The organism is Enterobacter cloacae complex sp. 2024EL-00227 (assembly GCF_043945315.1).
GTDB lineage: Bacteria > Pseudomonadota > Gammaproteobacteria > Enterobacterales > Enterobacteriaceae > Enterobacter > Enterobacter roggenkampii.
Genome location: NZ_JBIMQP010000033.1, coordinates 1 through 12572, shown reverse-complemented (window position 1 = coordinate 12572; position 12572 = coordinate 1). Strand labels below are relative to the sequence as shown.

Annotated in this window: 12 protein-coding genes and 1 pseudogene; 9 read left to right on the top strand and 4 right to left on the bottom strand. The window is 51.0% G+C overall.

The annotated features are described in order from the left end of the window. On the bottom strand, window positions 1-2977 hold a 2977-nt coding region (locus tag ACHH0Z_RS24770; RefSeq protein WP_395149606.1), incomplete at its 3' end, for a Tn3 family transposase. Window positions 2978-3136: 159 nt separating this feature from the next. On the opposite strand from ACHH0Z_RS24770, the gene ACHH0Z_RS24765 reads away from it, so the two are divergent. From ACHH0Z_RS24765 to ACHH0Z_RS24750, 4 genes are all read left to right on the top strand, one after another. Beyond that, window positions 3137-3721 carry a recombinase family protein gene (locus tag ACHH0Z_RS24765; protein ID WP_012695450.1) on the top strand — a complete coding sequence of 195 codons (585 nt, stop codon included), beginning with the start codon at window positions 3137-3139 and terminating at the stop codon, window positions 3719-3721. Window positions 3722-3905: 184 nt separating this feature from the next. Beyond that, window positions 3906-4463, top strand: coding sequence for an OsmC family protein (locus tag ACHH0Z_RS24760; RefSeq protein ID WP_000108589.1), 558 nt, complete (start codon window positions 3906-3908; stop codon window positions 4461-4463). 141 nt (window positions 4464-4604) lie between these two features. Then, complete coding sequence (locus tag ACHH0Z_RS24755; protein ID WP_020277920.1) at window positions 4605-5186, top strand: TetR/AcrR family transcriptional regulator; 582 nt, start codon at window positions 4605-4607, stop codon at window positions 5184-5186. Between the two features lie 4 nt (window positions 5187-5190). Then, window positions 5191-5529, top strand: a complete 339-nt coding sequence (locus ACHH0Z_RS24750; RefSeq protein WP_000888080.1) for a carboxymuconolactone decarboxylase family protein — start codon at window positions 5191-5193, stop codon at window positions 5527-5529. Window positions 5530-5558: 29 nt separating this feature from the next. Here ACHH0Z_RS24750 and ACHH0Z_RS24745 read toward each other — a convergent pair whose 3' ends face one another. Next, window positions 5559-5888 (bottom strand): co-chaperone YbbN, encoded by a 330-nt coding sequence (locus tag ACHH0Z_RS24745; RefSeq protein ID WP_002431133.1) that lies wholly within the window; start codon window positions 5886-5888, stop codon window positions 5559-5561. A 213-nt stretch (window positions 5889-6101) separates the two neighbouring features. Between ACHH0Z_RS24745 and ACHH0Z_RS24740 the strand changes: the two genes are divergently transcribed. The 3 genes from ACHH0Z_RS24740 (at window position 6102) to ACHH0Z_RS24730 (ending at window position 8814) form a co-directional block, all read left to right on the top strand. Continuing rightward, window positions 6102-7208, top strand: coding sequence for an alkene reductase (locus ACHH0Z_RS24740; protein WP_006687059.1), 1107 nt, complete (start codon window positions 6102-6104; stop codon window positions 7206-7208). Window positions 7209-7273: 65 nt separating this feature from the next. Next, window positions 7274-7975, top strand: a complete 702-nt coding sequence (locus tag ACHH0Z_RS24735; RefSeq protein ID WP_020277918.1) for a DsbA family oxidoreductase — start codon at window positions 7274-7276, stop codon at window positions 7973-7975. 65 nt (window positions 7976-8040) lie between these two features. Next, complete coding sequence (locus tag ACHH0Z_RS24730; protein WP_004729618.1) at window positions 8041-8814, top strand: SDR family NAD(P)-dependent oxidoreductase; 774 nt, start codon at window positions 8041-8043, stop codon at window positions 8812-8814. 185 nt (window positions 8815-8999) lie between these two features. Here ACHH0Z_RS24730 and ACHH0Z_RS24725 read toward each other — a convergent pair whose 3' ends face one another. Beyond that, window positions 9000-10223 (bottom strand): MalY/PatB family protein, encoded by a 1224-nt coding sequence (locus ACHH0Z_RS24725; protein WP_023287190.1) that lies wholly within the window; start codon window positions 10221-10223, stop codon window positions 9000-9002. 133 nt (window positions 10224-10356) lie between these two features. Further along, the gene (locus tag ACHH0Z_RS24720) at window positions 10357-11226 is read right to left on the bottom strand and encodes a DMT family transporter (RefSeq protein WP_001567390.1); all 870 of its coding nucleotides are present in this window, start codon (window positions 11224-11226) and stop codon (window positions 10357-10359) included. A 240-nt stretch (window positions 11227-11466) separates the two neighbouring features. Here ACHH0Z_RS24720 and ACHH0Z_RS24715 point away from each other — a divergent pair, with 240 nt between their 5' ends. Next, window positions 11467-12219 (top strand): S9 family peptidase, encoded by a 753-nt coding sequence (locus tag ACHH0Z_RS24715; protein WP_004729622.1) that lies wholly within the window; start codon window positions 11467-11469, stop codon window positions 12217-12219. Window positions 12220-12245: 26 nt separating this feature from the next. Continuing rightward, window positions 12246-12572: pseudogene (locus tag ACHH0Z_RS24710) on the top strand (Tn3 family transposase); the annotation flags it as partial.

Here is a 12572-nt window from a genome sequence, read left to right as displayed (position 1 = left end):
GTTTTTTGTACAATTCGGTGTCGACTGTGCGTAATGAGCGGTATTTTCCGGACCCTAGCTTAATATTATTACGCCAGACGTAATCGCCACTCAGATTGATATGTTCCCAGCCCAGGGGAGAAAGATGAGATACCAGTTGATTATTAATCGGAATACCTTTTCGTTTTAGTGACTCAATGGCTCTTTCTATATATACCGTGTTCCATAACGTGATCGCCGCAGTCAGTAACGTCAGTCCACTGGCGCGGTAGCTCTGATTCTCCAGCCCACGATCCCTGATTTCACCCAGCCGGTGCATAAACACCGCTCGCGCAAGGGCATTACGGGCCTCCCCCTTATTCAGCCCTGCCTGTACACGTCGGCGCAGCCCGGGATCACGAAACCAGTCCAGCATAAACAGCGTCCGCTCGATGCGGCCAATCTCTCTCAGCGCTTTGGCTAGTCCATTCTGTTTTGGGTAACTGGCCAACTTTTTAATCATCAGCGATGCGGTGACAGTCCCCTGTTTAATCGAGGCTGCCAGGCGTAATATCTCACCCCAGTGCGCCTCAATGTCTTTGATATTCAGGCTGGTTGTTGATATGACGGACTGAAGCCCCGGATAGCGCTCGGCCTTTCCATGAATAAACAGCCGCTTGTCATGAAGATCCCGGATCCTCGGTGCAAAAGCGAATCCCAGCAGATGCATCAGAGCGAAAACATGTTCAGTGAAACCTGCGGTATCGGTGTAATGCTCGGTAATTTCCAGATCGCTTTCATGATACAGCAGACCATCAAGCACATGGGTTGAGTCGCGCACCCGGCTGATCACTTTGGCGTAGAACGGGCTATATTGGTCTGAGATATGCGTGTAAATCTGCACGCCTGGCTCCTGACCATATTTAAGATTGACCTGACCGGCATAACGCCCGTGACTGCCTACCCGAAAGTTTTGCCCGTCTGACGACGATGTTGTACCGTCGCCCCAGAATGCAGCCAGAGGTCGCGCTTTCTGAGCGTTGACCAGCTCGGCCAGTGCCGCTGAATAGGTTTCATCCCTGATGTACCATGCCTGAATACCTTCGAGTGACGATTTTGTTGCCCCCGGGCAGGACTCCGCCATTTTTGTCAGCCCCAGATTGATGCCGTCGGCCAGAATAGTGGTCAGCAACAGTCTTCCGTCTTTTGGTCTGACGTTATTATTTTTGAGGTGTGCGAAGTGACGCGTAAACCCCGTCCAGTTGTCCACTTCTTCCAGTATCTCCGTAATTTTCGGATGAGGAAGCATGCCATAAACCAAATCGGCAAAGGGGGAAGCCCCCGAAGGAACACTGTTCTCCAGCGGAGTGATTTTTACGCCTTTATCTGAGATATCAACATCGGGCAAATCACCGGCAAGAGCCATCGCGTTAACTTCTTCCAGACGCGATGCAAGAAGCGTCATACGGGCCTGAAGGTATGCCCGGCAATCGGTCTGAACGGCCAGTTGTAACTGGTCATTATGTCGGGATTTCTCAAACTCAGCAGCCGGGATGAGATAATCATCAAAATTTCTGTAGCGGCGCGATCCTTTTACCCATATATCACCGGATCGTAACGCCCCCTTGAGTTCATTCATTACGCAAAACTCGTAGTACTTGCGGTCGATTCCTGAAGGCGTCAGTACCAGTTTTCGCCAGCTTTCAGGGATAAATCCTGTTGGAGCTGCTGGCGGAACTTTACGAAGTTGTTTACGGTACATGTCCCTGATGGTGTCCAGCGCATCGCTGAGTGTCTGCGCGGGAGGTGTCGCGATGAACTGCAATGCTGAAAGCATACGCGGGGCGTATTTACGCAGCGTACTGTATTTTTCGGTGATCAGGTGAAGCGGGTCGAAATTGCCCTTACGGGACAGAAACTGCGTTTCTTCCAGGCTGTTGATGAACTCCTGCCAGGGAAGGACATCTTCTATCGCTGCCCAGGGATCTTCACCGGATTCTCTGGCATGCAGCAGTGCCTGACCGACAGTAACATATTGCTTCAACTTGCTCTGGATGAGTTTCCCCGTCAGCTGAAGCCTCTCGGCTTGTGTGCGTTTTGCCCGACTGAATAGAGTCCCCAGAATACGTTCGTGCAGTTCGATAACCTCATCAGTCAGTGTGGCCTGCGCTTCCTGAATGACGCAAACCAGCGTAGCGTAACGTCTGACATCGGTGAATTTTGCCAGATCTCTGCTGCTCATTTTCCGGCCCTCACGCGCCAGCTTAAGCAACCTGTTCTGGTGAATGGAAAGCGTAATACCATCAGGCAATCCCAGCGCGGCGATGGAATTAAGCCGGTCGATATGTTGCAGCACGTTCTTACCGTTGATTTTACCCGGAGGCTGAAGTAACCATGCCAGGCGGGAAGTTTGTTCACCCTCTGATTTGAGCAGACTGTCGAGTGCTGATTTATGCTGCTTTTCCAGTTGTGCGGTAAGTGCTGAAAATACCGCTCTATCAGCGAGCGTGACGGCTTCGGCAAGCGTCCGTTCGATCACATCAACAGAAGGGAAAATAACATTATTGCTATGTAGCCAACTGAGCATTTCTTCCGCCAGCATAAACCCTTTGTCTGTTCGCATCGCATAGGGATGCAGATGCCGGATACAGTCTTTTTGCAGTGATCGGCTGAACGGAGATAATTTCAGGTATCGATAAAGCTCAGTCAGATGTTCCCAGCGGGTTTGCTCTCTTGAAGCATATTCCGGCCATAAATCAGGCTGAAGCTTCAGTCGGGAAGCGATTCTGGATATGACGCTACTGTGAGGGACATTGCTTTTGTCCGGAATAAATCCAGGTCCACGCAGATAACAGAGTAATACAGCAAAGCCCAGGCGATTTGCTGGCCGCCGGTGTTTATTAATGAGTGCAATATCCTGTTCATTCAGAAAACACATTCGGGTCAGAATAATTTCATCATCTGGAATAACCAGCAAGCGCTCCTGCTCTTCACTGCTCAGTATCTGTCGCCGTGGCATAAATGCTTCCCTCGCGTATAGTTTCCATATGTTATGGATTGGCTGTGACCGAAACCGGTCGGTTTCGTACACCACTTACAGCACATGTCCGAAACTTAGTGAAATTAATTTCGGACACACGTTATAATTCGGACATCCATTTCGTACGGAAAGTTTCCCATGTCACGTGTTTTTGCCTACTGCAGGGTCTCAACTCTGGAACAGACCACAGAAAACCAGCGTCGTGAAATTGAAGCGGCGGGTTTTGCCATCAGATCCCAACGACTTATTGAGGAGCATATCAGTGGCTCGGTTGCTGCCAGCGAACGCCCCGGATTTATCCGGTTGCTAGATCGCATGGAAAATGGGGATGTACTGATTGTCACCAAACTTGACCGTCTGGGTCGTAATGCGATGGATATCCGAAAAACAGTAGAGCAACTGGCGGCTTTAGATATTCGCGTTCATTGTCTCGCACTCGGAGGCGTTGACTTGACCAGTCCGGCCGGAAAAATGACTATGCAGGTAATTTCTGCTGTAGCGGAGTTTGAGCGGGATTTGCTGCTTGAGCGAACGTATTCAGGTATTGCGAGGGCAAAAGCGGCTGGAAAACGCTTCGGTCGCCCCCCCATCCTGAGCGAGGAACAAAAGCAAACAGTGACAGAGCGCCTAAATGCTGGCATCAGTATCAGTGCTATTGCCCGGGAATTTAATACCACCCGCCAGACTATCCTTCGGGTAAAGGCTGGATTGCTGCAAGAGTGAGCGGCTGGGAAGATTATAAAAAAATCAAATGGTTATTATGAAATAAAACAGCCTGCTGGGTTCTTTTCCCCCTATTTTTTATAAAAGAGTAGACAAAAGAGGTTCGCGACACTAATCTACCAACTAGATGATTGGTGCTGGTTACACCAGCTATACCTTTTATCAAGAAATTACAGGAGCCATTATGTCTACTACCGTTAAACCTTCTGCAGACGCAGCTGCGATCCACAATACCCGTGAAGCAGTTCGCAGCCAGCCTGGCCTGGGTAACCTGACTTTCCAGATGAAAGCCCGTTCCAGCGGCGGATTAACCGTTCGCACAGAGACCGGCGCCACAATCCAGAACGGCGTTATCGATACCAGCCGTGTGGGGAAATTTTCTAATATCGGTGATGAACCCGCAGGTTTACTCGGCACCGATACCGGCATGAGCCCGACTGAATACATCATGCAGGCGCTGGCTGGCTGTTATACCGCCACCCTTACCATGATGGCTGCTGAAAAAGGGATCGACCTGGACGGTATCGAGCTGGATCTTAATTTCGATATCAACCTCAACGGCTTCCTTGGGCTGGACAGCAACGTGCGTAAAGGTGCGAAATCTATTCGCGTCGATGTTCACCTTACGAGCAAGACCGCCAGTCGCGAGGAGTTAGAAGCGCTGGTCAGCGAAATGCAAAAGAATTCGCCAATCCACGATACTCTGGCTAATCCGGTTGAAATGATTACACGCCTGGCGTGATGTCAGAGATGTAATGCTGCCATTCAGAATGCAGGATGGCAGTGACGTTCAGCTCTGCACGATACTGAGTCAGTGATACAACTTGCTACGGAAAAATAGCAACAATATAATCTATCAACTAGTAGATTATATGGAGTAATTATGACAACCATGACACGGGAACGGCTGCTCAGCGAAGCAGAACACCTGATGCGCGAAAAAGGGTATTCAGTATTCAGTTATGCTGATTTATCAAAAATAGTGGGTATCACCAAGGCCAGTATTCATCACCATTTCCCGACCAAAGATATTCTGGGTGAGCAGGTGGTAATACAGGCGTTCTCTGATACACAACGCGTATTTGAGCAGATAGAGGCGACTGAGAAAAGCGCGGAGAGAAGAATTGCGGCTTACATCGATATCTTCGCGCAAAGCCATAAAGCTTCGCTACTGCCACTGTGTTGTGCGTTGTCAGCAGAGACCGCCAATCTGCCTCAGGCAATTACTGTACAGACATCACTTTATTTCGATATGCAAATCGAGTGGCTCACAAAAGTCGTCAGGGCGGGCATGGAGTCAGGTGAGTTTTCATCCCATGCCGAACCATCAGATATTGCTTTGATGATCATTAATGTCTGTGAAGGCTCAAGCGTAGTGGCGCATGCAACGGCCAGACCCGAAGTCTTCGCCAACAGCCTTAAGTATATAAAACTGCTTCTTAATACCCCTCATTCAGGAGAATGACACTATGCTGGACTGGAACAACTATCGCTCAGAGTTAATGCAACGTTTAGGCGAGTTGGGCAAACTGACCCCCGAGACCATGAAAGGCGTGGTTGCCCTGGGCAACGCAGGTAACAAAACTGACCTTTTGGGCGCAAAAGTGCGTGAACTCATTGCCCTGGCGTGCGCAGTCACAACCCGCTGCGACGGCTGTATTGCTTTTCACGCCGACGCCGCTGTGAAAGCCGGTGCAACCGACGCTGAAATTGCTGAAGCGCTGGGCGTGGCGATTAACCTCAACGCTGGCGCGGCGGTCATTTATTCAGCCCGCACTCTGGATGCCGTCGGTCAGGCACGCGGTTAAGCATTAATAAATTCCACGTTAAAAGGGCATTACTGCCCTTTTTTTATGTCCGCAATAGCCTGAGCATATACCGATGCAGGTTTCACACCCGGTATGCGTTTAACTAATTGCCCTTCATGAAATATCAGCACAGACGGCAGCCCCCAGATCTCGTATTTGGTTGTCAGCACCGGCGCCTGATCTACATTGACTTTCCCCACCTGAATATCTCTATCGAGCCGGTCTGCAAACTGACTGAACATTTCTTCGCTGGCCTGACAGGGCGGACACCAGGGTGCAGAGAAACGTACCACCGATATTCCTTTGTACTGCTCTATCTGGCGGAAATTATCTTCGTTATAAGCTGTTAATGTACGCATGGTGATGACCTCGCAAAATGAGTGACAATTCAGGAATGGCTGCGTTATGACAAAAAAATACGACACACCCATTGACCTACCTACTAGATGGTTGGTATATTGCCACCCATCAGATGTTTATGCAACTCCAGTGCGCGACGTCCAGTCGATGATACTGCCGGGCTGTGCAAATCCCTGCCGGGATACTCCTTTTTGTTTTTTGTGAGGTATACGATGAGTAAGCTTTTCACCCCCTACAATCTGTCTGGCCTGGCGTTAAAAAACCGTGTAGTCATGGCACCGATGACCCGCACCCGCACCATGAATGACGTGCCGGATGAGGTCGTGGCTTTGTACTATGCACAGCGTGCTTCTGCTGGCCTGCTCATCACCGAAGGGATGCCGGTTTCAGAAGAAGGCCGGGGTTACCTTTATACCCCTGGTATCTACAACGACGAACACGTCCAGGGCTGGCGTAAAGTGACACAAGCGGTTCACGCCAAAGGTGGCCGTATTTTCGCGCAGCTCTGGCACGTCGGCCGTATGTCTCACGTCTCTCTTCAGCCAGGCCACATAGCGCCGGTTTCAGCGGGCACCGTTCAGGCGGTCAATACCACCGTTTTTGCGCTGACCGAATCCGGAGAACCGGGCCCGGTTGTACCAAGCCAGCCACGCGCGCTGGAAACGCATGAAGTTAAACGCATCACTGCAGACTTCGTGCACTCCGCACGCCTGGCGATGGAAGCCGGCTTTGACGGCGTGGAAATCATGGCGGCAAACGGATTCATCTTTGACCAGTTCCTCAGTAGCGAACTGAACACCCGCACCGACGAATACGGCGGCTCGGTGGAAAATCGTCAGCGTTTCCTGCTGGAGACCATTGACGCCGTGGCGGAAGCCGTGGGTAACAGCCACGTTGCCGTGCGCCTGTCACCGTTCGGCCGCATTTATGACCTCGCGCCGTATGAAGGTGAAGAGCAAACCTGGTCAGCCATCACCGACGCGCTCGGTCAGCGGGAACTGGCCTACGTACACCTTTACTATCAGCCGGTGTACACCAAAGCGCCACTTCCGGAAGGCTTCCGCCGCCGTTTTCGCAACACGTTTAAAGGCACCATCATCGCTGCCGGCGGTTTTACCCGTGATATCGCAGAGCAGGCTCTGGAAGATGATGAGCTGGATCTGGTGGCATTTGGTGTGCCCTACATCGCTAACCCGGATCTGGTTGAAAGAATGCAAAACGGCTGGCCACTGGCAGAAAGTGACCGCGCCACCTACTACGGCGTCAGTGGTTCCCCGGAAAAAGGCTATACCGATTACCCGGTCTGGCAGGCGCAATAAATCCCATACGGTCGCGGTTCTCTGATAAGTGAGAACCGACCGCCCAACGTCTTTGAGGAATCATTATGCAAACGCTGAAACCCACCCTTACCATCGATATCTGGTCAGATTTGGTCTGCCCGTGGTGCTGGATTGCTAAAAAAAGATTTGAACAGGGTCTGAATCGCTTTGAATTTCGCGACCAGGTGGTGATCCGCCATCACAGCTACCGTCTGGCCGGTGGTACTCCCGCGATGCCTTTTAAGGATGCCATCGTTAAAAAGCTGGGCAGTCAGCATTCAGCGGAGCTGATGATGAATCAGGTGGGCACCGCCGGTAAATCTGAAGGTCTGATCTACAACTTCGACGGCATGATGTTTGGTGATACAGAAGATGCACACACCCTGCTGGTTGCCGCGCGTAAGGCCGGAATTGCGGACACGGTGGAAGAACGTTTTTATCATGGCAGTATCACCGAAGGTCGCTCTCTCTTTGACCGTCAGCAGCTCGTTGCCATGGCCGTAGAAGCCGGTATGCCGAAAGCTGACGCTGAAGCCGCCCTGGAAAATGACGATTTTCGCGCCACCGTTTCCGACGATGAAGCCCACGCACAGTCTATTGGCCTCAGCGGCGTTCCGGTTTTTGTGATGAACGAAAAATATGCCATCAGCGGGGCTCAGGCAGCAGATAACTTTTTGAATGCCCTGCGTCAGGTCTGGGATGAACAGCAAACCGAATTTTCAGCCACTGCGGGTCAGACCTGCGGAACGGATGGCTGCAGTATTTAATCCGTCAACCGCCGGCAGTTTCACGCTGCCGGCAACGTCTTACCCACCAGTAATGGAGTCAGAAAATGAACACTTTTTTCAAAGGTAAAAAACTGCTCGTCGTCGGCGGTACCAGCGGCATGGGCCTGGCCGTGGCACGCATGGTACTGGAAGCGGGCGGCAGTGTCGTGCTGACCGGGAATAAAAAAGACAAAGCCGAAGCGGTGCAAAAAGAACTGAGCCCTCTGGGACCGGTTGCGGTCATCGCGGCGAACCTGATGACCGAAGAAGGTATGGAAACTATCCGTCAGGAAATTAATGCTCACCATCGCGATATCAGCCTGATGGTGAATGCCGCCGGTATCTTCATGCCCAAAGGATTTACCGAGCACAGCTTTGCCGATTATGACATGTATCTTTCGCTGAACCGAGCCACGTTCTTTATTACACAGGATGTCGTGAAGAACATGCTCGCCGCGAAGCTCGAAGGGTCTATCGTCAACGTCGGTTCGATTGGTGCTCAGGCTGCACTGGGTGACTCGCCGGCCTCGGCCTATTCAATGGCAAAAGCGGGTCTGCATGCCCTGACGCGTAATCTGGCGATTGAGCTGGCCAGCGCGGGTATTCGTGTCAACGCGGTGTCTCCCGGGATTGTTCATACGCCGATATACGAAGGCTTCATGGACAAAGCGGATATCGCAGATGCTATGAAGTCGCTGAACGATTTCCACCCGCTGGGACGCGTCGGAACTGCCGAAGATGTGGCAAACACTATTCTCTTCCTGTTGTCTGACAAAACCTCATGGGTGACGGGCGCTATCTGGGATGTCGATGCGGGCATCATGGCGGTCAGACGATAACCCCGTGACGCTGGCATAAGCCGCCCCTTAAGGGCGGCATTTTTTTGTCGCCAGACATGTCATCAGCAGGCTTCACTAAGAATATTCACGACCTGTTCATCCGTGCCTTTTGTGTTCCCGGCACAGGGTGTTATGCCGGGTTCTGACGACATCCTGACAGGACAAAACGGCCAGAGAGAAAGGGGTTATACACGATGAGGAGCCGGTATCCGCAGTACCTGTGAAATTCTTTTCATCCCTGCTGTCAGCATACTCCGTGGGCAGGCCAGATTTAACCGGATATATCCGTCCCCATTGTCGACAAACAGCAAGCCCCCTTCAAGAAGGACCCCTGACTCCCGGGCAAAATACAGCGATAAATCCTCACCTGCGGTGTCGGGCAGGTAGCGGCTAATATCTATCCAGGCCAGATATGTCCCTTCGGGGATCGAGAACCTGGTTTCGGGTAAATAGCTTTTGAGATAGTCGTGCAGGTACTGGAAATTGCCGTCAATATATTCCCTCAGATGGACAAGCCAGTCATCACATTCACTCCACGCCGCTTTGTTTGCTGCCAGGCTCAGTGGAGAGATGAACTCGTCGTGTCTGAGACGCCACTCGCTTCTGACACCGGGATCCGGAATAATGATATTTGCCAACAAATTCCCGGCCAGATTGAATGTTTTACTCGAGGACATGCAGGTAATAATGCGTGTAGAATCAGGGAAAAGAGAGGCGGCCGGTGTATGACCGATACCGCTTCGGGACAGGTCGCAGTGAATTTCGTCAGATATCACCCAGATGTCATTGGCCAGGCAAATTTCAATAATCCGCTTAAGTTCATCAGGCCGCCAGACTCGTCCGGTCGGGTTATGCGGATTACACAGGAAAAGAATTTTCACACGTAAATCGGCCTGACTGGCTTTGCGTGCAAAGTCTTCCCAGTCAGGTTCCCAGCCGCCTGCTGATTTTTTTAACGCCGAGTACACCACGCGACGCTGACTGTATTCACCCGCCTTTTTAAACGGGCCATATGAAGGCGTCATAATAAGAATACTGTCATCCATGTCGGTCAGAAGCGGGACGAGACGGTTCAGCGCGGGAATAATGCCCGGAGACAGCACAATGTCTTCCGTTTTGAAACGGTGACCATATTGTCGCTCACACCAGCTGCCAAAGATCTCATAGTATTCTTCGTCGTAGATTTTAGTGTAGCCGAGTATTTTTCTATCCAGACGGTCTCTGATGGCCTGAAGAATCGGCTCTGGTGTGGCAAAAGCCATGTCAGCAACCCAGAGGTTGATTAGCCCTTCTGCCGGATACCGCATTGCAAATTCGGACTGTCCCGAAAACAGGTATTCCCGCCAGCCGTCCACGGTGAGACTGTCTGTTTTCTCTCTGCTTACGTACTCATCAAAATCATATTTCATTTCATAAACCTGCCTTAGGTGTAGTCAGAAACGTCGACCTCAGTATTACTGTCAGTCTGATGCCGGAGCGGGAAAACTGGCTCGTGTGATTAACATAAGAGAATCATCACAACTGCATGAATTAATTGCGTTATTAAGGTTCTCTCGCCTTTGTCATCGACTGACGGGGGGATTTCTCGCGTGTCACCATCACAATGCCAGTCAGCACCGCCAGGGCAGAAAATATCGTTCTGACCGTCAGTGATTCATCCAGGAATACCACACCCCCTAGCATTGCCAGACAGGGAACGCTGAGCTGAAGGGTACTGGCGGTGATAGAGCCGAGAGAGGGTAAAAGGGTATACCACAATACATATGCACCGGCTGAGGCGGCGGCACCGGACAGCAATGACAAAGCAATGCCCGCAGCATCATAGTGACCCTGCTTCATAAACAGCAACGAAAGAGCGAGAGCCATCGGCGTGGCGAGTACAAAATTTGCCGCCGTTGAAGCCCCGGCCGCCTGGCCCGCCCTCCCCCTGACGGAATAGGCGGCCCAGGCTAATCCGGCAACGATCATCATAAGTGCACTGTAAAGCGGCGGTGCCTTCGCCCCGGGTAACAGCAGGGCAGCAATTCCTGCCAGAGCAATAACTAAACCGCAAGCCCGCATAACGGAGAGTGATTCCCCTTTAAATAATCCGTGGATCACCATCGCAAACTGTACGGCACCAAAAAGTAACAGCGCACCTGCCCCGGTATCGAGATGGATATAGGCGACAGAGAAGAGCACTGCGTACACCATGAGGTAAAATCCGCTCAGCGGACGCCACAGCGATAATGTAGTTTTTGCGTGATAAAACAAGAAAGGTGACAGGACGAGTGCACCACTGGCCAGCCTGAGGCTGCTGAATGAAAGGGGATCAATGTGGCCTCCCTGCAGGGCCAGACGGCACAGAATAGAGTTTGCAGCAAACGCCAGCATTGCCAGGGATATTTTAAGAATGAGCGCGCAATTGGCCATTCAGTGAGACCTCATAAAATTCTTGTAAACTACCATCTAGTTGGTAGCATAGCGTAAGTGATCACCGAACAGGAAGCAATAATCAGCTTTCAAACTGGAAGGTGAGGACAGGCATTCGGAATGAATTCTGTTTCACATCCCCAGTAGAGGAAGGAAAACGCGTAATGCCAGATGCAGAGCAGAAGATTATTTTTCCCTGCGATCAAACATATGAAATCAGTTTAAGACCTGGAATATCCTATGAAAAAACTAAAATTTACGTTCAAAAATGCGGCTGGTGAAGAACTGGCCGGATTGCTTGAACTTCCTGAAAATCCTAAAGCGTTTGCGCTGTTAGCTCATTGTTTTACGTGTGGCAAAGACCTCAAAGGCGCGGCGCGTATTGCGCGGAAACTGACAGAGAATGCTATCGCCGTTCTCCGGTTTGATTTTACTGGTCTGGGAAACAGCGAAGGGGATTTTTCCAACACCAACTTCTCATCCAATATTTCGGACCTGCTTTGCGCGGTAGATTATCTCCGCCGACAGTACGAAGCGCCTTCTTTGCTCATCGGCCATAGCCTGGGGGGATCGGCCATTCTGTCTATTGCCGGCGAAGTTCCTGAGGCAAAGGCCGTTGTCACCATAGGATCACCCGGAGAACTGACACACGTAAAACGTCTTTTTAAGGATGATGTTGAAAACATTAACCAGCATGGAGCCTATCCCGTTGAGCTGGCCGGGCGGGTATTTACCTTAAAGAAACAGATGCTGGACAATATTCAGGAACACAAAATCGCTCATAAGGTGTTCGCCATGAACAAGCCTCTGCTTATTTTTCATGCGACTGAAGATGATACTGTGTTAATTGAGCAGGCCGAAAAAATATTCAAAGCAGCAAAGCATCCCAAGAGTTTCATTTCGTTGGGTAAGGCGGATCACCTTCTGACTCATGCTCAGGATGCTGAATACGTTGCCGATATCATTATATCGTGGAGCGAATGTTACCTATAAACAGAGTAAATGCGTTCAAACTCGTAGCGCAGAGGGCGATTTTCTGCAGAGATCGGACGCTGTTTATGCTGGACTGATTTTGCGATAAAGGCTTAGGCCGATGCATACAGGCGGGGCTGAATAAGGGTGAGGCCCTTGGGCGAGCATCCTTCATGCACCGGCTGAATGAAATCAGGGATCTGGGGGTGGGAGGATCAGCGTTACCACGCCACCGGCGCTGACACTACATACGGCGGCGATAACACTCTGGAATACGGTTTATATAGAAAGAACCATTGAGCCGCTTAAGCAAAAAGGAGTCCCTGTTAATGAACTGCTGGTCTCTCATCCTTCTCCACTGCTGTACAAAATAT